The sequence below is a fragment of the Streptomyces sp. NPDC107528 genome, assembly GCF_055639295.1.
On sequence record NZ_JBVKAV010000003.1, the window covers coordinates 129,792 to 151,729 of the forward strand.

13 protein-coding genes are annotated in these 21,938 nt (G+C 72.2%); 1 reads left to right on the plus strand and 12 read right to left on the minus strand.

Features of this window, described 5'->3' with window-relative positions; genetic code table 11:
- Nucleotides 1–82: 82 nt before the first annotated feature.
- The 8 genes from ACZ7L5_RS10425 to eccD all read right to left on the minus strand — a co-directional run bounded on the left by ACZ7L5_RS10425 (nucleotide 83) and on the right by eccD (nucleotide 10,039).
- Nucleotides 83–466 (minus strand): hypothetical protein, encoded by a 384-nt coding sequence (locus tag ACZ7L5_RS10425; protein WP_471516065.1) that lies wholly within the window; start codon nucleotides 464–466, stop codon nucleotides 83–85.
- Nucleotides 467–468: 2 nt separating this feature from the next.
- Nucleotides 469–927, minus strand: coding sequence for a YbaB/EbfC family nucleoid-associated protein (locus ACZ7L5_RS10430; RefSeq protein WP_471516067.1), 459 nt, complete (start codon nucleotides 925–927; stop codon nucleotides 469–471).
- A 135-nt stretch (nucleotides 928–1,062) separates the two neighbouring features.
- Nucleotides 1,063–4,713: an AAWKG family protein gene (locus ACZ7L5_RS10435; RefSeq protein WP_471516069.1), complete on the minus strand. Its 3,651-nt coding sequence runs from the start codon at nucleotides 4,711–4,713 to the stop codon at nucleotides 1,063–1,065.
- A 24-nt stretch (nucleotides 4,714–4,737) separates the two neighbouring features.
- Nucleotides 4,738–5,208 carry a type VII secretion system-associated protein gene (locus tag ACZ7L5_RS10440; RefSeq protein ID WP_471516070.1) on the minus strand — a complete coding sequence of 157 codons (471 nt, stop codon included), beginning with the start codon at nucleotides 5,206–5,208 and terminating at the stop codon, nucleotides 4,738–4,740.
- A 604-nt stretch (nucleotides 5,209–5,812) separates the two neighbouring features.
- Nucleotides 5,813–6,121 carry a WXG100 family type VII secretion target gene (locus ACZ7L5_RS10445; RefSeq protein WP_328420337.1) on the minus strand — a complete coding sequence of 103 codons (309 nt, stop codon included), beginning with the start codon at nucleotides 6,119–6,121 and terminating at the stop codon, nucleotides 5,813–5,815.
- Between the two features lie 90 nt (nucleotides 6,122–6,211).
- A complete protein-coding gene (locus tag ACZ7L5_RS10450; RefSeq protein WP_328877573.1) occupies nucleotides 6,212–6,547 on the minus strand; it encodes a hypothetical protein in 336 nt (111 codons plus the stop codon).
- Between the two features lie 476 nt (nucleotides 6,548–7,023).
- A complete protein-coding gene (eccB, locus tag ACZ7L5_RS10455) occupies nucleotides 7,024–8,589 on the minus strand; it encodes a type VII secretion protein EccB (RefSeq protein WP_471516072.1) in 1,566 nt (521 codons plus the stop codon).
- Nucleotides 8,590–8,632: 43 nt separating this feature from the next.
- Nucleotides 8,633–10,039: a type VII secretion integral membrane protein EccD gene (eccD, locus tag ACZ7L5_RS10460; RefSeq protein ID WP_471516074.1), complete on the minus strand. Its 1,407-nt coding sequence runs from the start codon at nucleotides 10,037–10,039 to the stop codon at nucleotides 8,633–8,635.
- A gap of 456 nt (nucleotides 10,040–10,495) precedes the next feature.
- Between eccD and eccCa the strand changes: the two genes are divergently transcribed.
- The gene (eccCa, locus tag ACZ7L5_RS10465) at nucleotides 10,496–14,521 is read left to right on the plus strand and encodes a type VII secretion protein EccCa (RefSeq protein ID WP_471516075.1); all 4,026 of its coding nucleotides are present in this window, start codon (nucleotides 10,496–10,498) and stop codon (nucleotides 14,519–14,521) included.
- 539 nt (nucleotides 14,522–15,060) lie between these two features.
- Here the strand turns inward: eccCa and ACZ7L5_RS10470 are convergent.
- From ACZ7L5_RS10470 to ACZ7L5_RS10485, 4 genes are all read right to left on the minus strand, one after another.
- Nucleotides 15,061–16,338 carry a S8 family serine peptidase gene (locus ACZ7L5_RS10470; protein ID WP_471516077.1) on the minus strand — a complete coding sequence of 426 codons (1,278 nt, stop codon included), beginning with the start codon at nucleotides 16,336–16,338 and terminating at the stop codon, nucleotides 15,061–15,063.
- A complete protein-coding gene (locus ACZ7L5_RS10475) occupies nucleotides 16,335–19,649 on the minus strand; it encodes a right-handed parallel beta-helix repeat-containing protein (protein WP_467477563.1) in 3,315 nt (1,104 codons plus the stop codon). Before ACZ7L5_RS10475 ends, ACZ7L5_RS10470 begins: the two co-directional genes overlap by 4 nt.
- 142 nt (nucleotides 19,650–19,791) lie before the next feature.
- Complete coding sequence (locus ACZ7L5_RS10480; RefSeq protein ID WP_471516079.1) at nucleotides 19,792–20,991, minus strand: ricin-type beta-trefoil lectin domain protein; 1,200 nt, start codon at nucleotides 20,989–20,991, stop codon at nucleotides 19,792–19,794.
- On the minus strand, nucleotides 20,988–21,821 hold the full coding sequence (locus tag ACZ7L5_RS10485) for a type VII secretion system-associated protein (protein ID WP_471516081.1): 834 nt from the start codon (nucleotides 21,819–21,821) through the stop codon (nucleotides 20,988–20,990). Before ACZ7L5_RS10485 ends, ACZ7L5_RS10480 begins: the two co-directional genes overlap by 4 nt.
- Nucleotides 21,822–21,938: the final 117 nt, after the last annotated feature.

The window sequence follows — 21,938 nt, forward strand, 5'->3', positions numbered from 1 at the left end:
GGGGCCGTCCTGGACACCGTGCGGGCAGGACGGTGCGGCCGCTCCCGGCATGGTGCGGGAGCGGCCGGCGGGGCGGAGGTGGTCAGCGGCGGCCATGCCCGCCCGGGCCGCCGTCGCCATCGCCGTTCAACCCGTTGGTCCTGATGCGGTTGTCGCCCCGCTCGATGTCCTCGAGGTTGCGGTCGCGGGTGTCCTTCATCATCCGGACCTGGCTGACCGTGGCGTCGGTGATGCCGACCAGCGCGTCGCGGATGGACATCATCGTTTCCTTGGTGGTTTGCCGTTCCTTCTGCTCCTGCGGCTTGGCCTTCTCCGCGAACTCGCCTTCCGTGCCGGGCCAACTGACCGTGGGCGCCAGCTCGTCGAGGAACTCCTCGGTGATGCTCGTGGCGAGGGTGCCGATCTCCTCCAGCTGCCTCGCCAGCGCCTCGATGCGGTGCGGGTCGACGTAGTACCGCTGCCCCATGGTCAGTCCTCCCCGTCCTCGTCGAGCGCGTCCCGCCAGGCGGGGGTGGCCGCCTGGCCGTCGCGCGCCGTGTCCTCGTCGTCCTCGCGCAGGACCTCGGGACCGAAGATCCGCTCCCAGTCCAGCTCGAAGCCCTTCAGTTCGGGCACATTGCTGCTGGGCTCGGCGAAGGGCGCCATCGCCTTCATCACGTGGCGGTTCATCTTCAGGCGGGCCGCGTTCGCCGCCTCCAGGACGCTGGCGGCCAGCTCCTGGGGGGACATGTCGCGGTACTTGTTCTCCAGGAACTCGATCCCGGCCAGCTCACCCTGCGGGCCCACGGTGGCGCGGACCGCACGGTCGGAGGAGAGCACCGCGAACGACGCCTGCCGCAGTTCGCGTTCGGTGCGCGCGACCGCTTCCTGGGCCGCCTGGAGTTCGGCCATCGCCTTCTCGAGGCGCTTCTCCAGCGGTTCCGTCACGGCCGCTCCTGCCCTTCTGCGTCGCCCGACTCATCAACTGCCCTGCTGATCCTGCCTGGTGAGGCCCTCGCCGCGGAAGCCGGGGCGTGGTGGGATTCGTCTCCGCGCGGTGGTCATGCCCGGGCCGCGCGGTGCTCACCGCCCGATGACGGCCGGGGTGCCGCCGTCCTCGGTGCCCCACACGTCCGTGTCCTCCTCCAGGTAGTCGGCGGAGCTGGTGACCCTGCGGCCCTGCTCCGTTTCCTCCTCGGGGGTGTCACCGCCGGTGGTCGCCACCCGGGAGGCCGGCGCCAGGAAGGTGTCGCTGTCCTCCTGGCGGTTCCACGGGCTGCGTCGGCGGCGGTTGCGGCGCTCGCTCTCCTCCGCCGCGTCGACCAGGACGGCGCGCACCCGCTCGCCGTTGCCCTTGTCGCCGCCGGCGCCCATGCCGCCCATGCCGCCGCCCATCGGCATCCCAGGGCTGCCCGGTGTGCCGGGCGCGCCGGGGGTGCCGGCCGTGGCGGCGGGTGCGAGCGGGGTGCCCTCGCTCGCGGCGGCACCGTCGGAGAGAGGCTCGGCACCGAGTCCGCCGGAGCCGTCCGGGGAGAAGGCGTCCGCCCCGGACAGGCCGCCGCCGGACGCGCCTGCGCCCACGCCGCCGCCGAGTCCCAGATCGGAGAGCGACACGTCCCGGGTGCCGTTTCCGCCACCGCTCCCGTTGAGGTCGCCGAGGCTGCCGAGGTCGTCGAGTACGCCCGAATCGCCGCGGCCGCCTCGCGAGTTGAGGTCGTGCAGATTCACCGTCTCGGCGTTGCCCTTGGCGTCGGTGACGGTGGCGACGCCGGTGTCCGGGTCGATGACCTGGGTGCTGCCGTCCGGGAACGTGGTGGTCAGCTTGCCGTTGTCCAGGACGGTGGTGGAGCCGTCCGGGTTGGTCACCTTGGCGCCGTGGGTGAGGTCGGTTGTTGTGGTGGACCCGTCCGCGTCGGTGGTGGTGAGCGTCCCGGTGTCCGGGTCGAAGACGGCCTTGCTGCCGTCCGCGAAGGTCGTGGCGAAGTCGTCGCCCTGAAGGGCGGTGTGCCCGCCCGTCGGGGTCTCCAGGCCGGCCCGGTCGGTGTTGAGGTTCCCGAGGTCGCCCAGGTCGCCGATGGACTCCGTGGGCAGGTCGGGGTTGAGGTCGCCCAGGTCACCGAGCCCGTTCTGGCTGTTGAGGTTGCCCAGGCTGCCGAGGTTCTCCGTGGTGGTTCTGCCGTCCGGATCGGTGGTGGTGGTCTGCCCGGTCGTCGGGTCGACGGTCTGCTTGGTGCCGTCCGGGAAGGTCGTCGTCAGCTTGCCGTCGTCGCCGAGCGAGGTGACCGAGCCGTCCGGGTTGGTCACCTCGGCACCGTTGCCCAGGTCGGTGGTGGTCGTCGAGCCGTCCGGGTGCGTGGTGGTGAGCGTCCCGCTGTCCGGGTCGAAGCTGGTACGGCTGCCGTCCGCGAAGTCGGTCGTCAGGTCGCCGCCGCTGGTCAGCTGGGTACTGCCGCCGGTCGGGGTGTCGAGCAAGCCGTCGCCGCCGCCGAGGCCGCTGTTGAGGCCGTCGAGGCTGCCCAGGTCGGTCGTGGTGGTCGTGCCGTCCGGGTTCGTCGTGGTGGTCTGCCCGGTCGTCGGATCGACGGTCTGGGTGGTGCCGTCCGGGAAGGTCGTCGTCAGCTTGCCGTCGTCGCCGAGCGAGGTGACCGAGCCGTCCGGGTTGGTCACCCGGGTGCCGTCGCCCAGGTTCTGCGTGGTGACGCTGCCGTCCGGATGGGTCGTGGTGAGCACCCCGTTGTCCGGGTCGAAGCTGGTGCTGCTGCCGTCCGGGAAGTCGGTGGTGAGCTTGCCGTCGTTGAGCTGGGTGTTGCCGCCGGTCGGGGTCTTGAGGGAGCCGCCGCCGGTGTTCAGGCCGCCTAGGCTGCCGAGGCTCTCGGTGATCGCGTCGTTGGCGGCGTTGTTCGTCCCGCCCGGTTGGTTGTTCAGGTTCCCGAGGTTGCCCAGGTTCGTGGTGACCGGCGGCGGGGTGCTCGTGAGAGCCTCATGGACACCGCCCGGATTGTTCACGTCGCCGAGGTCACCCAGGCTCTCCGTGACCGTGGTCGGGTTCAGCAGTTCGTCGATGTTGCCGAGGTTCTGCTCGGTGACGGCGCCCGGGTCGTTGATGCCGCCGAGGCTCTCCTGCATGGCCTTGGTCTGCTCCTCGGCCTCCCGTTTGGCCTCCTCCTGCTCACGCCGCTGTTCCTCGCGGAGCTCGTCCTGGTACTTCTTGTCCTCGTCGCGCTGCTGGTTCTGCTCGTTGCGCAGCTCGTCCTGGAGGCGCTTGTCCTCCTCGCGCTGCTGGTTCTGTTCCTCGCGCAACTCGTCCTGGTACTTCTTGTCCTCCTCCCGCTGCTGCCGCTGCTCCTCGCGGAGTTCCTCCTGGTACTTGCGGTCCTCCTCGCGCTGCCGCTCCTGCTCCGCACGCAGCTCGTCCTGGTACTTGCGGTTCTCCTCGTTCTGCCGGTTGATCTCCTCCTGCTGCTCCTCGGCCTTCCTCTCCTCGTACTCCTCCGCGGCCGTGCTGGTGGACTTCGGCTTGGGCACGTTGTCGGAGAAGTCGTCGCCCAGGTCGAGGAAGTGGTTGTTGAGGTTCGACTGCACCTGGGCGGCGGGCTTGCCGAGGAACTCGTCGACGCCCTGGCTCCAGATCTTCACCGCCTTGTCGCCGACCTTCGCCCAGTTCGCGATGTCGGTGAGATCGCCGTAGTCGGGGTGCACCTGGGAGAAGCCGCCCTGCGGGCTGTGGCTGACGGTCGTCGTGTAGCGGGAGGTGTACGACTTGATGTCGGTCTTGGCGACGTTGTTCGCGTCCACCCACTGGGCGAGGTCGTCCAGGACGTAGCGCAGCACCTGGTGCGGGTCGTAGTAGGGGGACTTGGCCCAGGCCAGCCACGCCTCCAGCAGTTTGTTGGCGGAGTCCACCAGGTACGTGCGGCCCAGGGACAGGGCACGCGAGTACACCGTGTTGCCCGTGCCGGTCTCGTCGCCGGAGCCCGGGTTGGAGTCGAAGGTCTCGACGTAACTGTCGTAGTTCTCGCGGATCTTCTTCAGCAGGCTGCGGAAGACCTCCGCGGCCTCGCCCTTCCAGCTCGCGTCGTCCCGCCCGAAGCGGTCCTCCCAGTCCTTCAGCACCACCGCGTGGTCCCGGAAGAACTTGGCCGCGAAGTCGAAGGACTCCCCTGTGGTGTTGAAGGAGTTCAGGTCCACCACGTCGGCGCCGGGCACGCCCAGGTTGCTGAACCGGGCGTCCTGGGTGTTGCCGCCCAGCAGGGCGAGGAGCGCCGCCCGCGGCCCGTTCATGTACCGGGCTAGCGGGATGGTGCTCATCTTGTCCTTGTTGTAGTCCGTGAACTCGTTGCCCTCACGGACCTGTGCGTCATGGACGTTGTCCGAACCCGGACCGGCGAAGATGATCTCCTCGCCGGCCTTCACGCGGCCCTCGAAGACGATCCGGGCCTGCATGATGGACCGCTTCTTGCCGCTGTCGAAGAACCAGATGTCGTAGTCCTCGCCCTTGTTCGTCAGGAAGCCGGAGTCCTTGACGAGCAGGGAGAGGCTGCGCTCCTTGATGTCCATCCGGAAGAGCTTGCCGCCGTGTTCGGAGCGGAGCGTGTCGAAGACGGTGTTGCGGTCCGGCACCGGATAGCCGGTGATGTGGGTGACCAGGGTGGCCCAGGTGTCGCTCGACGGGTCGCCGGCATTGTCGAACTTGTCGAGGTTGGCGACGGAGTTGGGATCGTAGCGATCGGCCACCGGGCGCCCTTTCTGGTCGGTTGGTCAGGACTCGTCGTCCGGGTCGCCGGTGGTGCCGGCGGTCAGGGTGTCGACCTCGTCGAAGGTCTGGAGCAGCGTCTGCGCGTCGATCGCGTCGAGGTTCTTGTCCTTGGTCTTGTTGGCCTCGTCGATCGTGTCGGTGAGCGCCTCTTTCAGCTCCTTGAAGAGGTCCATCTGGTCACCGAGCAGCTTGTCGATGGCCTCGGCCGCGGTGCGGATGTCCTCGATCAGCTTCGGTCCCGAGACCAGGGGTTCGGTGACCATCCTGCCGATGCGCAGGAGTTGCTTGTCCTGGGCGAGGTTCTCCGGTGTGGTGTGGCCGTCGATGAGGTGGCCGAGCGGGCGGATGTGGGACCCGTCGCCGTCCTCCTTGTGCTTCTTCGCGGCGGTGTGCACCGGCTGCACCTCGTTGTCCCGGAAGTTCTCCATCTGCTTGAGGTCGAAATGCTTGACGTCGGCCTTCTCACCGGCCATGGGACGCTCTCCTGCCGCTTGCTGCCGGACGGGGATACGGGGCCCGGCGGACGCCCCACGCACGGGCGACGGCCGGGCCGGTGGGACCGTGTGCCGGGTGGGCACACCGGGTCGGTCCGGAGTTTCCCGCCCACTCGCCGGCGTCCGGCACGTCCGTTTCCGGGAATCCGCGGGCAGCGGTCCCGGCCGCGTCGCCGAACCGTCCGTGCGGGACCGGGACACGGGCGGTTCGGCGTCCTGCGGTCACGTGTGCCGGCCGCGGGGCCCGCCCTGCGGACGGACGACGGGAACTCCGGCTAGGGCCTGTTGCGAAAGTGGCCTCGTCCCCGCAGGGCGGCCGCGCGGCGTCCGGTGCGTGCTCTCGGAGTGCCGCCCGAAAGCCCTCGTACTGGGCGTACTCGGGTTTTCGGGCGGTGCGGCGAGAGCACGTGCCGGGCGTCGCGCGGCAGAGGCCACTTTCGCAACAGGCCCTAGGCCGTGTCCGCAAAGTCCCGTCGTTCGCCCGGTGCGGCGGTGGGGGACCCTCCCGCTCTAGCGAAGCCGAGAGCGGGGGAGCGTGCCAGGCGTCGCGGGGCAGGCGGACTTTGCGGACACGGCCCAGGCCTCAACGGGCCCGCACGTTCCCCCAGTTGTCGGCGCTCCTGCGCTCGTCGCGGGAGTGGTTGTCGTGGATGGTCTGGATCAGCTCGCCGTTGTCGCCGAGGAGCATGGCCATGTTCTTGGTGGCCTGGTCCCACTCCGCCTGGACCTGGCGGTACGTCTCCTGGTCCGAACCCTCCCAGGAGGTGACGAGCGGCTTCAGCTCGTCCTCCAGGTTGTTGAGGGTCGTGATGATCTGCTGGGTCTGGGCCATCAGTTCCTCGATGGCATTGCGGACCGCGGGGTACTGCACGTCGATGATGCCGTCGGCCATGACGTCTCCTCTCGGACGGCCGGGCGTCGGCGCCCGGAAAGCTCAGGGGGTCCGGCCTCGCCCTACGGGGGCCGGTGCTGCGGGGACGGGTCAGCGCAGCGCTTCGAAGACGCCCTGGCTGGTCTTGCTGTTGAGGACCTCGGTCAGGTCCTGGTTCTCCTGCGCCAGGCGGTTGGCGGAGGTCACGTTCTCCTGGAGCGCGTCGACCATCTTGCTGATCTGGATGACGACCTTCTGCGCCTCGGCGTTCCAGCTGCGGAAGAGCTTCAGCAGGGCCTGGCCCTCGTCGCCGCCGACACCCGAACGCGCGGCGATCTCACCGACGTTGTTCTGGATCTTCTCGACCTGGCTCCGTGCCGACTCCAGGGAGGAGACACCCCCCAAGCCCTTGGCATAATCCGCTTTCCTCGCAGCACTGTCCGCCATGTCGCGCTCCCTTCGTTCAGGCTTGTCCCGACGCATCGTTGCCCGCTGAGGCTAAAGAGAACTGAGCGTTCCGCGCAACGCGTGCAGGGAAGATTTGAGCATCGGTCAGCTCACCCCAGAATTGTTGCGTGGCACGGGAGTTGTGCGGAGGTTTCGGCGATATGAACACGCGCACCCGACCAGCGGGGCAGCGGATGTGAACCCGTCCCGGGGCGATGCGATGCGGGCAGAAAGCGGGCACGCGAAGTAGGTGAACGGGCATCGGCGAGGACCGTATCCGGCAACGAAAGCGCTTCCCCAGGATTTCAGGGGATACGGCGGGTCTAAATCTCTGAGCTCAATTTGAGGTTCCCCGCCGCACCCGGTCCCCCGATCACTCCGAGAACTTCACACCCGCGGCGCCGAGTTTGGCTGAATACTTCCGTTACCCCCGCCCTTTTCTTTTTCTTCGGCACGGTATGCCTTCCTTGCCGTGATCAGCGCGCCGTGTCCGCCTTGTCCTTCTCGGTATTCGCCTCGCTGCGCTCCGGCTGTCCGGCGGCACCGCACGCGGGTGCCGTGACCTTGGGCTCCGCGGCGCCCGACGCGGCGGCCGGGTCGAGGTCCGCGCCGGTCGGGAGCGCCGCGAGCAGCGGGGCGGGGACCGAGCCGATGTCACCGGTCCCGTAGCCGAGGGCGGCCAGCGCGTTCTTGGCGGAGACCCGGTACTTCACGCCGTTCTCCGCCACCAGATAGGTGGTCCCGGCGTGCGCGGCGCCGCTGGCGTGCAGGGCCCTGACCAGGGCGCCGCGTCCGGGCCGTACCACCGTGGCGTCCACCGGGACGCAGGCCGGCTTCAGCGGCTCGGCGGTGCCCTGCGGCACCGCGACCGGGGCGAGCCGGGTCAGGGGGACCAGTACCGACCTGATCCGGGCGCCGCCGTCGTCGCCGTCCACCTGCGCACAGAGCGCGGTGCCGCGCGGCGCGGACTGCGGGAGGGGCGGGGCGTCCGGCAGCTCCGCGGAGGCGGAGGGGCCAGGGTCGGTGGCCCGGTGCTCGCGCAGCGCGTCCGCGCCGACCGTGCGCACCTCGGGCGACTGCCCCTGGTAGGCGTCCCGTTGGGTGGCCGGGTCGCCCAGCACCAGGGCGGCGCCGAGCCGGGTCAGCGGCACCAGGCCGTCCTTGCGCAGCAGGTGGTAAGTGCTGCCGCCGCCGGGCACGCTGACCTTGAACAGCTGGCCGATCCGGCTGGCCTCGCCGCCGAGTACGGGCCCCTGCGCACCGCGTCCCGGTACGGCGGGAGGCTTCAGGGCGGGGCCGGGGGCCAGCGCGTCGAGGAAGGCCGCCGAGACCGGCATCGGCCGCTCGGAACCGTAGCCGAGGGCGTTGCGGGCGTCGGAGGCGCGGTCCAGTGGCAGTCTGCTGCCGCGCCACACCAGGTACTCGGTGTCGTCCGGCCCGCGCACCAGCAGCGCGCGGTCGGCGCCGATGCCGCGGGAGTCCAGCGGCGCCCCGGCGACCACGGTGGTGGCGCCCGGCTCGTCCACGCCGGTGTTCGCCACGACTCCGGAGGTGTCGGGCAGCGCCCCGTCGGGCCCGGTGACGCACATGTGCCAGGCGCCGTCGTCGAGTTGGCCGGGGTCGGGCACGGTGTCGGGGGCGCCGGGGATGCCGGCCGGGGCTCCCACCGGGACATCCCGCAGCGAGGCGGTGCCGACGTCCACGGTCTTCAGGTCGGACCCGCCGATGAGCCGCGCCGAGGCGTAGTTGCGCACGGGGTGCAGTACGCCGTCGGTGCCGGTCCACAGGTAGCGGGCGCCGGTGTCGCGGTTGACCACCAGGTGGTCACCGTCGCGCCAGGCGTCGTTCCCGCCGGGGCGCAGCAGGCCGTAGACGGTGGCGCCGGCGCCGATCAGGACGGTGACCAGGACGCCGAAGACCACTCCGCGGGTGGTGCGCCCGAGCGGGCTCTCCGGGGCGTCCGGGTCGGCCATCAGCAGGCCCGAACTGAGCCTGCCCATCATGAAACTGTGGGCGTGTACCTGGTCGCGTTTGGACTGCACGGCATCTCCTCGACTTCGTTCTCTTGCCGGAGTGCGGGTGTACTCAGCCGAACAGGCCGCGCAGCCAGCCGAAGAGCCCGGCCACCCACAGGCTGAGCGGCAGCAGCGCCACGGCGAAGCCGGTGTGCGCGATCTCCGCTGCCCGGCCCCAGTACGGCAGCATCCGCCGGCCGGGCACCGTCCAGGCGGCGATGACCAATGCGGCAGCGGCGCCGAGCAGCACCGCGAAGACCACCAGGCGTCCGTCGCCGTCGCTGTCCGTCGCCCAGGCGCGGGCGAGCAGCAGCAGCCCCCAGACGCCGGGTACGGCCAGGGTCAGCCGCTGGCCGATGTGCACCAGGCCGCGGGAGTGCAGGAGCAGCAGCAGGCTCAGTGTGACCGCGGTCAACACCTCGGGCAGGTCCGGGTGTTGGGCGATGACGACGAGGGCGGCCGCGGCGACGATGCCGGTGGCGGCGAAGAGCGCGGTGACCCAGCGCCCGGCCAGCTCGGTGCGTTCGGCGACCTCGTCGCCCGCATAGGGCTCGATGCCCTCCTGGAGCTGGCTGGCGGAGGAGGGCAGGGCGGGCATCCGCATCCCGGCCAGCTTGAAGGCGAACGGTGCGACCGTCCCGGCCGCCAGAGCGACCACCGCGGCCACCAGCGCCACGGCGGCGGGCACGTCCAGGCCCGAGTACCCGATCAGGGCGCCGGCGATCGCGGTGGCCACCGAGACGACCGCGGTGGCCAGCAGGGCCGGGGCGCCGACCGCGGTGGCGGCCAGCGCGAGAACCGCGCCGCCCGCGCCCGCGGCGCCCGCGGCGAGCAGCCGCGCGCCCACGACCCGCGCCGTGTCCGGGCCGGTCAGCTCGCCGCCGGGCAGTACCCAGCCGGCCAGGGCCAGGCAGGGCGCGACCAGCAGGCCGAGTGCGGTCGCGGAGAGACGCTCGCCGACGGCGCGGCTGGCGGTGCCCGCGCCCGCGAGCAGCAGCACCCCCGCGACGGCGGCGCAGGCGGCCCTGACCGAGCCGGAGCCGGTCACGCCTGGCCAGAACACCAGCACCAGGGCGGCCACCACGGTCGCCACCGTGGTGCCCACCAGCAGTCCGCGGGCCGCTTCGGGGTGCCAGGTGTGCAGCCTGCGGCCCGCGGTGTCGGCTATGCCGTCGACCAGGTCGTCGAGCCTTGCCTCGGGCAACGCCTCGGTGTGCGGGCGCAGATAGAGCACGTCCCCGTCGGCGAGCCCGGCGCGCGCGAGGGTGGTCTCCTCGTCGAGCGGGGCGTCACCGAGCCGCTGCAGCACCCAGCCCGCGTGGTCGAGTCCGGCCTCCTCGGCCTCCTCGCCGACGTAACGCAGCAGCGTCGGCAGCAGATCGGCGACCGGCACGTCGGCGGGCACGGCCAGATCGACGGAGACGCTCGGCGCACGTACGGTCAGGCGGCACAGTTCGGCCACCGCACTGTCGGTCATCAGCTGAACTCTCGTCTTCCGTGGGGGGCTTTGACAGAAGGACTTCCTCGCAAGAGGGCCGTGCGCAGAGTACGTAAGGCCCGCGCGGCCGGGAACCGAGCTGTCGGACAAGGGAATTGTGTCCGTGCGCCCGGAAACCACCTCTCCCACGTGGACAGGTCGCGTTACGTGAATGCAGACTACTGCCTGCGCCCGCCGGATCGTGCTGCGGACCGGACTCCCTGTCCGGTATGCAGTTGAGTGCGGGGGGAGTTGACCGTCCCCCGCTTTCAGCTCACAACATTCATCCGGCGTTCACCGCGCCGCCCGGGACCCGCAGAATGGGTGCGGTGCGGTCTTTCCCGCTACCGGGTGTGTGCCGGTATTCGGCGCGGGCCGGAAAGCCAGTGAAACCGGAGGTTTCGTTCCTTGAGTGTGGTGCTGTTTCGCCGGCCGGCCCGCAGGCGCGGACCCGAGATGCCCGACGGGCAATTGACCCTCCAGGAGCCGCCGGTTCTCGCTGAGACGGTGCCGGACACCTCGGCGATATGGACCTATTTGCCGATGGCGCTGATGTCGGTGTCGATGATGCTGATGTTCCTGCGCCCGGGCGGTGGCAACGGCGTCTTCATGTATCTGGCGATGGGCGTCATGGCGCTCTCCGCCGGTGCGATGCTGCTGGGGCAGCTGATGCGCCGCTCCAGCGAGCGCAAGCAGCGCCTGAAGGGCGAACGCCGCGACTATCTCCGCTATCTGGCGCAGATGCGCAAGCGGGTCCGGGGCACCATCACGGAGCAGCAGCGGGCGCTCGCCTGGCGCCACCCGGAGCCCTCCTCGCTGCGTTCGCTGGCCCGCACCTCACGGCTGTGGGAACGCCGCCCGGCCGACGAGGACTTCGGCGAGGTCCGGCTCGCGATCGGCGAACAGCAGCTCGCCCTCACCCTCAACCCGGTCTCCACCCGCCCGGTGGAGGACCTCGAACCGCTCTGCGCGCACGCCCTGCGCCGCTTCATCCGCGCCTATTCCACCATCCCCGAGCAGCCCCTCGGCCTCTACCTGCGCTCCTCGGCGCGGGTGATGCTGCGCCCCGAGGAGTCACCCGGCGAGGAGACGACCGAGCCGGGCACGGCACCGTACGGGGAGAGCGGCGCGAGCCGGGCCGAGGGCGCCGAGCCGGGCGCCGACGCGGCACGTGCCCTGGTGCGGGCCATGCTCGGCCAGCTCGCGGTGTTCCACGCGCCCGAGGAGCTGTGGCTCGCGGTGTGCGTCAGTGACGAGCGGCGGCCCGACTGGGAGTGGGTCAAGTGGCTGCCGCACGCGCTGCACCCGCACGAGGAGGACGGCGCCGGCCAGGTCCGCCGGATCACCGCCGACCTCACCGAGCTGGACGATCTGCTCGGCGCCGAGTTCGCCGAGCGTCCCGGCTTCGACCCGGACGCCCGCCCCGGCCGCGACGAGCCCTACACGGTCGTCGTCCTGGACGGCGTCACCGTTCCCGAGGGGCACCGCTGGGAGGGCCACGGCTACCGCAACGCCATGGTCCTGGACGTCTCCGGGGCGCTGCGCTGGCGGCCCGGCCGCAACACGTTGCGGCTGACCGTCGGACCGGACCGGGTGAACCTGGTGCGTACCGACCGCAGCCGCAAGGAGCGCTCCGTCGCGCTGGGCCGCCCGGACCGGCTCGGCCCGCTCGGCGCCGAGTCGCTGGCCCGGCTGCTGACCGCCCGCCGGATGAGCCTGGGCACGGACATCGCACAGCCGCTGGACGCCGACGTCGAGCTGACCACCCTGCTCGGCATCCCCGATCTGCACCGGCACGACCCGAAGGTCCTCTTCGACCGGCACACCGGCTCCGCCCGGCTGCGGGTGCCGATCGCCGTCGGCGTGGACGGCCGTCCGGTGGACCTCGACATCAAGGAGTCCGCGCAAGGCGGCATGGGCCCGCACGGCATGCTGATCGGTGCGACCGGCTCCGGCAAGAGCGAACTGCTGCGCACCCTCGTCCTCGGTCTCGCGCTGACCAACTCCTCCGAGACCCTCAACTTCGTCCTGGTCGACTTCAAGGGCGGTGCGACCTTCCTCGGTCTGGAGGAACTCCCGCACACCTCCGCCGTCATCACCAACCTCGCCGACGAAGTCGCCCTGGTGGAACGTATGCAGGACGCCCTGCACGGCGAACTCATCCGCCGCCAGGAGCTGTTGCGCGCCGCCGGCAACTACACCTCCGCCCTGGAGTACGAGCGGGCCCGCGCCGCCGGGACGGACCTCACCCCGCTGCCCAGCCTGTTCGTGGTGGTCGACGAGTTCAGCGAACTGCTGTCCGCGCACCGGGAGTTCATGGACCTGTTCGTGATGATCGGCCGCCTCGGCCGCTCCCTCGGGGTGCATCTGCTGCTGGCCTCGCAGCGCCTGGACGAGGGCCGCATGCACCAGTTGGAGAGCCACCTTTCGTACCGCATCGGCCTGCGTACCTTCTCCGCCATGGAAAGCCGTGGCGTGCTCGGCGTGCCGGACGCCTACGAGTTGCCGGCCCAGCCCGGCAGCGGCTATCTGAAGTCCGGCGTGGAAGCCCTGACCAGGTTCCGCGCCGCCTACTCCTCCGGTACGTACCGGCGCCGCACCGGCGCCGTGGTGCAGGCCCGGGTGGCCAGCCAGGTGGTGCCGTGGACCAGCGGCTGGGTGGTGCCGCGCACGCTGGAGCCGGCGTCCGAGCCGGAGCCGGAGATCGAGGAGACCGGCGACGAGGAGACCCTGCTGGACGTGGCCCTCGACCGGCTGCGCGACGCGGGCCCCGCCGCCCACCAGGTGTGGCTGCCGCCTTTGGACGAGCCCTCCCCGCTGGACGTCCTGCTGCCCGGCATCGCCCCCGACCCCGAGCGCGGCCTCACCGCCACCGGCTGGGCCGGGACCGGCAAGCTGCGGGTGCCGGTGGGCCTGGTGGACAAGCCCTTCGACCAGCGCCGCGATCCGCTGGTCGTGGACCTGGCCGGGGCCGGCGGCCACGTCGCCATCGCGGGCGGCTCCCAGAGCGGCAAGTCGACCCTGGCCCGTACGCTGATCGCGGCCCTCGCCCTCACGCACACCCCCGCCGAGATCCAGTTCTACTGCCTGGACTTCGGCGGCGGCGGTCTCTCCCAGCTCGCCTCACTCCCCCACGTCGGCGGGGTCGCGGCGCGGCTCAACCCGGAGCGGGTGCACCGGGCCGTCGCCGAGGTGATGACGCTGCTCGCCCGCCGCGAGCAGTTCTTCGTGGACCACACCCTCGACTCCATGCAGTCCTACCGTCGTCGCCGGGCCGCCGGGGAGTTCCCCGACGAGCCGTTCGGCGACGTGTTCATGGTGGTCGACGGCTGGTCGACGGTCCGTCAGGACTACGACGACCTGGTCCCGAAGTTCAACGAACTCGCCGCCCGTGGCCTGAACTACGGCATCCACCTGCTCATCACCACGACCCGCTGGGTGGAGTTGTCCGCACAGGTCCGCGACCAGGCGGCCACCCGCCTGGAATTGCGGATGGGTGACCCGATGGACTCCGAGATCGACACCCGCAAGGCCCGCTCGGTGCCGCGCAGCGGCGGTCGCGGCATCACCGCCGACAGCAAGATGCACTTCCTCGCCGGCCTGCCCCGCCTGGACGGCAGCGGGTCCCTCGAAGACCTCGGCGAGGGCGTCGCCCACCTGGTCGGCGAGGTCGCCAAGCACTGGTCGGGCCCGGCCGCACCGCCGGTGCGGATGCTGCCGCACCGGTTGCCGCTCGCCGAACTCCCCGCACCGCAGCCCACCGAGGGCGGCGGCCTGCGCCTCCCGCTCGGCATCGACCAGGACGCCCTGGAGCCGGTGTGGCACGACTTCAGCCGCACTCCGCACCTGATCGTGGTCGGCGACACGGAGAGCGGCAAGACCAACCTGCTGCGCCGTATCACCGAGGGCATCACCGCCCGGTACACCCCGAGCGAGGCGAAGATCATCGCGGTGGACTACCGCCGCACCCTGGTGGACGCCATCCCGGCGGAGTACCGCATCGGGCACGTGATCTCCCTGGACAACCTCAAGGAGACCGTCGACGGCGCGGCCCGCGCGCTGAAGACCCGCGTCCCCGGCGCGGACATCGCCCCTGCCCGGATGCGTCAGTGCGACTGGTGGACAGGGCCGCGGCTGTTCATCCTGGTCGACGACTACGACATGGTCTCCGGCAACTCCTTCCAGAGCCCCTTCGAGCCGCTCTTCGAGCATCTGACCCTCGGCTTCGAGATGGGCCTGCACCTGGTCGTCGCCCGCAGCGCCATGGGCGCCGGCCGCGGCCTCAGCGACGGCCTGATCCGCCGCATGGACGAGGCGAACAACCCCGCCGTCCTCCTCTCCTGCCCGCCCACCGAGGGCCGCCTCTTCGGCAACGCGAAGCCCCTCAACCTCCCGCCGGGCCGGGCCCTGCACATCGCCCGCCGCAAGGCGCGGTTGATGCAGACGGCACTGGTGGAGGAGGGGCGGGGGCAGGAGGGCTGACGGCGTGTGAGGAACGCAGTGGGGCCACCTGAGGTGGCCCCACAGTTGTTGGGACGGTTGTACCCAGTCCGGGCCACTGCACCCGCGCGGGGCCGCCCCGATGCCTCCCGGCGTCCCCGGCCCCGGGCTCGGTCCTCGCTCACACCGGCCGGCCCCGACAGGCGCCATCCCGGGCACGGCATACGCGGAGGCACCGGTCGAGAACAGCCGAGGAACGAACCTCGCAGGTGCGCCTGCCCTTCCCGGCCCCGGCCTGCCGGCCCCCTCGCCCCACCACCCCTAGGGCACCCCGGCGCCCTCCGGCCTCGGCTCGCGCCGCTCGCTCCAGCAGCCCGACGGACGCCGACTCCGAACATGGCCGCAAGGGTCAACTGACGTGTGCGGCCTCGGAGTTGGCCGCAACTGACCCCCGGGCCGCGCGCCTCACCCGTCGGCACGCGCCCGGGTCACCTGGCGGGGACCCCACTGGAGTTGGTGCCAATTCGGCCCCGGGCCGAGCCTCACACCGCGCACCCGCCCTGTCCCCGGGCACGTCCCCCCTACGACGCCTCAGCCTCCCCGAGTCTCGGCTCGGCACCCGCTCGATCCGGTCGTCCCGCTGGACGCCAGCCGCGGGCGCGGGCCCTGGGGAGGGTGAAGGCGGCCCAGAGGACGGCGAGTACGCCGGCGGAGCCGAGGAGGACGAAGAGGGTGGCTCGGCCGGTGGCGCGGTCGGCGCTGGACGTGTCGCGGACGGTCACGGGATCCCCGGCGCCCTCGGTGCCGGACGGCGCGCCCGAGTCGTCGAGGACAGTGGTCACGGCGGCGTAGGCGTCCAGTTGGGGGATGTCGGCCGGGTACGCGGTCGCGGTCAGGCGGTGGATGACGGCGTCGGGCGCGTCGTCGGGGTGGGCGGCGCGGACCACCGCGGCGGCCCCGGCGGCGTAGGCGGCGGCCACCGAGGCGCCGGCGCCGAGGTAGTGGCCGTTGCCGCGCGGGCCCCCGGAGACCACCCCGGCGCCGGGGGCGGCGAGGTCGATGCCCGTGGTGGGCAGGGAGCCGTCGGGGCGGACGCCGCCGGGGAGCATGTCGGCGACCGAGAGGACACCGGGTTCGCCGGCCGGCCAGTAGACGCGGGACGGGATGTCGTCGGTGCCGCCCCGGGAGGGCGGGTCCGGGGTGGCCGCGGCGACCACGACAGCGCCCGCCCGGCGGGCCGCGGCGATCGCGTCGGTCAGCGCGGTGTCGCGGCGCGGCAGGGCCACCGTGACGGCGATCACCTCGGCGCCCGATTCGGTGGCCTCGCGTACCGCCGCCGCGGCCAGTTCGGGGCTCGCCACACCGCGCGTGTCGGTGCCGCGCAGCGCCAGGACCTTCGCGCCGGGGGCGACCCCGGCGAGGCGCTGAATGTCCCCGCCGGTGCCGGCGATCAGCCCGGCCAGGAAGGTGCCGTGCCCGACGCAGTCCTCGGCGGCCGTGCCCTGGGCGGTGACCCGGCCGTCGAGACCGGCGGCGTCGGGGGCGACGCCGGTGTCGATCAGGGCTACGGTCACGCCCGCCCCGGTGCTGTGCCCGCGCAGCCGGTCCAGGTCGAGGCGCTGGCGCGACCAGTCCTGCTTCTTCGCCGTCTCCTCGGAGGCGGGGGTGCAGGCCGTGTCCTCGGCGTCCGGATCGAGCAGGGACGGCATGCCGGGGAGTTCCTGCCCCTTCTTCTCGTCGGCCGTCGGCGGGCGCGAGAGGGAGGCCGTCTGGGCCGGGACGGCCGTGGGCAGCAACAGTGCGGCGGCGAGGCCGGCGCCGGACAGCAGGCGGGCGGTCCCGCGGGCGCGCCGCGTCATCGGGGAGCCGCCTTCGGGGCCGCGGCCGGGACGTCCTCGGGGATCAGGATGCGCAGGTCGTCCAGGGTGGGCGCGGACAGCGAACCGAGCCGTCCCGCCTGCCGGGTGACCATCGCCTCGACCACCTGGCGGGCCAGGCGGGCGTTGCCGAACGAGCGGTCCCGGGGCAGCGACTCGAAGTACTCCCTGAGCAGCGGGCCGGTGCCGGGCCCGCACTCGTAGCCCATGCTCCCGGCCTGGCCGCGCACGATGGTGACGAGCTCCTCGGAGGAGTAGTCGGCGAAGGTGATCCGGCGCGGGAAGCGGGAGGACAGACCGGGGTTGGAGGCGAGGAAGCGTTCCATCTCGTCGGTGTAGCCGGCGACGATGACGACGACCTCGTCGCGGTGGTCCTCCATCAGCTTCAGCAGCGTGTCCACCGCCTCCTGCCCGAAGTCGGCGCCGCCGCCACGCGGGGTGAGGGTGTACGCCTCGTCGATGAACAGCACGCCGCCGCGGGCCCGTTCGAAGACCTCGCGGGTGAGCTGGGCGGTATGGCCGATGTAGCGGCCGACCAGGTCGGCGCGGGCCGCCTCGATCAGCTGGCCCCGTTGCAGGATGCCGAGCTGGGTCAGGATCTCGCCGTAGAGACGGGCCACGGTGGTCTTGCCGGTACCGGGCGGGCCGGTGAAGACCAGGTGGTGGCTGAGCGAGGGCACCGGCAGCCCGGCGGCGGCACGGTGGCGTGCGGTGGTGATGAGGTTGACCAGGTCGGCGACGTCGCGCTTCACCTCGGACAGGCCGATCATGTCGCCGAGGCGCGTCAGCGGGTCGTCGTCCGGGGCGGCGGACTCGGCGGCCGTCGCGGCGGCGGCGGAGACGTCCTCCGGCAGCAGCAGCCGCAGATCGTGCTCACCCACCTGCGCCTGGGAGGCGAGCCGGACCGCCTGCCGGTCCACCATCTCCTCGAACACCCCGCGCGCGGCACGGCCGTTGCCGAATCCCGCGTCTCTCGGCATCGTCTCGAAGTGCGCGGCCAGCGCCGCCGCGGTGCCCTCACCCAGCTCGTACTGGTGCTGGGCGCACATGTTCTCCATGATCGCGACCAGCTCGGGCACCGAGTAGTTCTCGAACTCGACGGTCCGTGAGAAGCGTGACGCCAGACCCGGGTTGGAGCCGAGGAAGGACTCCATCTCGCGGGAGTAGCCGGCCGCGACCACCACGACGTCGTCGCGGTGGTCCTCCATCAGCTTCAGCAGGGTGTCCACCGCTTCGCGGCCGAAGTCGGCGCCGCCGTTGCCGCTGTCCGCGGTGAGTGTGTATGCCTCGTCGACGAACAGCACGCCGCCGAGGGCGCGTTGGAAGGTCTCGGTGGTCTTGATCGCCGTACCGCCGACGACCTGCGCGACCAGGTCGGCGCGGGAGACCTCCACGAGGTGTCCGCTGCGCAGCGAACCCAGTTCGGCGAGGATCGCCCCGTAGAGGCGGGCGACGGTGGTCTTACCCGTGCCGGGCGGTCCGGCGAAGATCAGGTGCCGGCTCATCGGCGGGGCGGACATGCCGAGTTGTTCGCGGCGCTGGGCGAGCTGGGTCAGGTTGACCAGGGTGCCCACCTGCTGCTTGACGTTCTCCAGGCCGATCAGCGCGTTCAGGGCGCCGAGCGGGCCGTCCGCGCGGTCCGTCGGGGGCGCGTCCGCGGCGCCGGAGCCGGCCGGGTCGGTGTTCTCGGCGCTACCGGTGCCCCAGGCGTCCCGCTTGCCGTTGCCGGTGCTGTTCAGGCCGTCCACGGCGAGCCGTTCGCCGGGCACCGTCTGGACCAGGCCGCCGCCCTCGTTCTCCCGGGCGAGGCAGTTCACGAGCGAGACCGGCGCGGTGGACTCCACCCGGAAGCCGTCCTGGGCGCCGCCGGAGACCTCGCAGCCGCTGAGCGAGGCGAGCGCGCCCTCGCGGAGCAGGAAGCCGTGGCCCTGGGCGGCGTGCACCGTGGTGCGGTTGGCGGTCAACTCGCCGCCCGCGGCGACCACCACGCCCTCCTCGCCTGATATCTCGACGCGGAAGTCGCGGACGGTGACATTGCCCCCTTCCTCTACGATCAGGCCGCTGGTGGCGGTGTCGGAGACCCCGCCACCGGCCAGGTAGAGGGTGCTGCCGGAGCCCACGCGCACACCCGCGCCCTTCGGCCGTACGATCTCGCAGTCCTCGGCACGGCCACGGGCGTCCTTGCCGGCCACGATGCCGTCGCCGGCGGGCTCCACCAGCCGGGCCCGGCGCAGCAGCGGGTTGGCGCCGCCGCGCACCGAGACCGCGGGCGCGCCGCCGATCACTTCCAGCCGGTCCAGCTCCGGCGCCGAGTCCTCCTCCAGAAGCAGCCCGGTCTGTTCGCAGTCGCGGACGGTCAGGCCGGTCAGCGCCGGGGAGGCGGCCCCGGCGACGCGCACCGCGGCGCCCTGCGCGCCGTCCACCCAGCAGTCCTCGAAGGTGCCGCGGGCCCTGTCGGTGACCAGCACGCCCTGGCCGCGGGTGCGCGAGACGCGGCAGCGCCGCAGCACCGGGTCGCTGCCCGCGGCCAGCGTGATCCCGTTGCCGGAGGCGCCGGTGACGCGGACGTCCTCCAGCGTCGTACGGCCCGCGCTGCTCAAGTGCACGCCCGTGCTGGTGTCGTGCACCACGGTGCGGATCACCGTGAGGGAGCAGTTCTGCTCCAGGGCGAGGGAGGGCTTGTCGGTGGAGGAGATGTCGCAGTCCTCGACGGTGCCGCGGGATTCGCCGTTGGCGAGCAGGCCGTTGCCACGGGCGTCGCGCACCGTGCAGCCGCGGATGCGGGCCTCGCCCTGCTCGGCGAGGACCAGGCCGCTGGTGCCCAAGTGCTCCAGCGTGCAGGATTCGACGGTGGTGGGCGTGGTCGAGGTGACCACGATGCCCGCGCCCTGCGGGTTGCTCACCCGGCACTCCCGCAGCGCGAGCGAACCGGTGCCCCCGGCCAGCATCGCGGTCCAGGCGGCGCCGACGACCTCGCAGCCGTCGAGGGCGGCCTGCCCGCGCCGCACGTCCACGGCGGGCAGCTCGGCGTCGCCGCCGCGCAGGGTCAGTTCCGAGAGCATCACGGCGTCGGCGCGCAGCGCGAGGACGCTGCCCGAACGCGGCCGGATCTCGACGGTGCCCCGCCCTTCGGCGGCAGTGAGTGTGACCCTGGTGTTGATCACCAGGTTCTCCGCGTACGTCCCGGGCCGGACGCTGATGAGCGCACCCGTTCGGGCGGCCGCGAGTGCCTCACCGATCGTCCGGTAGCGGTCCCGGTCCCCCGTACCGACCGTCAGTACCTGGCGCGACACGCACCAACCTCCTTGCTCCGGCGGCGACTTATGCTGGCGCCCCTCGTCGGCGGCGCGTGTCGGCGAGCCGACCGTGCCATCATGCCCCGCCTTCGGGGCGTACGGATGCCGAGAACGGTGTTCTCGGCCTGTGGGCGTCCGGTCAGACGCTCCACTTCTGGTTGTCGGTGCCCGCGCAGGTCCACAGTTGCAGCCAGGCCCCGTTGCCCCGGTTGTTGTCCTTGATGTCGACGCACTTGCCGACGACGGTGTTCACCAGGTCGTGCCGCTCGTTCAGGACGAACTTCTGGGCGGCGTTGCCGCTGCACCAGGCGATCTGGATGGGAGTGCCGTCGTTGTAGTTCGCGTTGGCCACGTCCAGGCACAGGCCGTTGATGCGGACGGTGCCGTCGGAGGCGAACTGCCACCTCTGCGCGGGACCGTTGTTGCAGTCCCACACCATCAGCTGCTTGCCGTCGCCGAACTCGGCGTTCGGTACGTCGATGCAGCGGCCGGAGAGGTGGCTGCGCAGGGAGACCGGGGCGCTGAACATCACGCCCGAACCGGTGTTGGCGGGCTTGTCGTCGCCGCCGGACTTGTTCCCGCCGCTGGGCTTCTCCGGCTGGTCCTGCTGGCCCGAGTCCCCCTTGGGGCGGTCCTTCTGGCCGGCGTCCTGCTTCGGCGTGTCCTTGCCCGAGTTCTGCGCCGAGGTGCCCGCGGGAGCTCCCTTGGCCGGCTTGTCGGGCTTGGCGGACTCCTTCTTGCCGTCGCCCGAGGCACTGGCGTCGGGCTCGGTCACCACGAAGTCGCCCGGTGCTTCCGGCGAACCGCCGCCGAGCACGGTTCCTCCCGCCGGGGCCGTCTTGTTGTCCTTGTCGTCGCCCCCGGCGAGTACCAGGAACGGCACCGACACGAGCAGCGCCCCGGCGACCGCGGCCCCGGCCAGGGCCGCCCTGCCCGGCCGTCCCACCTGACCGGCCTCCTGCTGCGGCCGGTCGATGGCGGTCACGGTCATGGTCCGCACGAGTGCGGGCAGCCGGCTCTTGGCCGCAGCGGCGGCACCGGGATCGGTGTCGGCCTCGGACCGGCTGCCGGCCTCGGCCCCGCTCTCGGTGCTGGTCCCGGCCTCGGCCTCGGACCGGGCCTCGGACTCGGCCTCGGCCTCGGGCTCAGTGGTCTTGGCCTGTACGGCCGTTGCCTCCGACTCCCCGGCCTTGGCCCCCGTCTTCGCCCCTGCGGGCTCGGGTTCGGGCTCGGTGGCCGAGGCGGCCACGGCAGTGGCGGCGGTCGCGGCCGTCTCCTCGCCGTCGGAGCCGGACTCCGACCGCGCGGAGGTGGGGGTGTGCTGGACCGGACGCGTCACGGGGTCCTCCCTGTGATGTGGGGCCAGGGTTCAGGGGAGTTGTCGGTGCGGGCCGCGGAGGGAATAGCGGTCGCGGGGCCGGTACGGTCCGCCGGGCCGGAGCGGGCGCCGACGCCCTCCCCCGCCGCTGCGTCCGCCGCGGGCGCCCCCTCGACCTCCGGCCCGCTTTCGGGACCGAGGAGACTGTCCGCCGGTACGAGCAAGGGGGCGGCGGCCCCGGCGTTGACCATCAGCAAGGTGCCCGAACCGGTCAGGGAACGGGCCAGCTCCCGGGCGGGGAGCGTGTCATGGCGAAGTGCCGCGGACATGAACTCGTGCGCCGGTGAGGTGAACAACAGCACCACTGGCGCCCCGTCCCGCCCGGCGGCCGTGAGCGGCCCGCCGTCCGGTCCGCGCACCACGGTGATGTCCGCTTCGGCGAGCGCCGTCAGGGCCTCGTCCACCGATCCGTAGCCGGTGGCGGCCCGCTGTGCCGCCGCGTCCACCGGGTCGGTGGGCTCCGGCCAGCCGAGCACCCGCGCCGAGGGCCGGTACGCCTGGTTGGCGCGGTAGTCCCCCACACTCCCGCTCTCGTCCGACCGCCACTCCCCCAGCACCGCCCACTCGGGCGGCGTCCGCTCGTCGGTCCACTCGGGGTCCACCATGCCGATCCAGTGCCCCGGCGCCCGGCGGGCGGCGGCCTGCACGGCCTCGGGTATGTCGGGGGTGTCGGTGGCCTCGACCGCGCCGGCGCCGGCCGGCTCCGAGGCGACCGTGGGTCCGGAGCGGTCGGGCATCTCGGACAGGGCGTCGCGCCCGCCCTCCTGCCGTCGTCCGGGCCGTATCTCCACCTGAACTCTTGTGTCCCTACGAATACTTGAGTGTCGAACTGCGTGCGTGCACGCCGACACTGATCAACTCGGGGCGTCAACAGGATGCCACACGAGCCTCGTCCGTGGCGGTGCGGG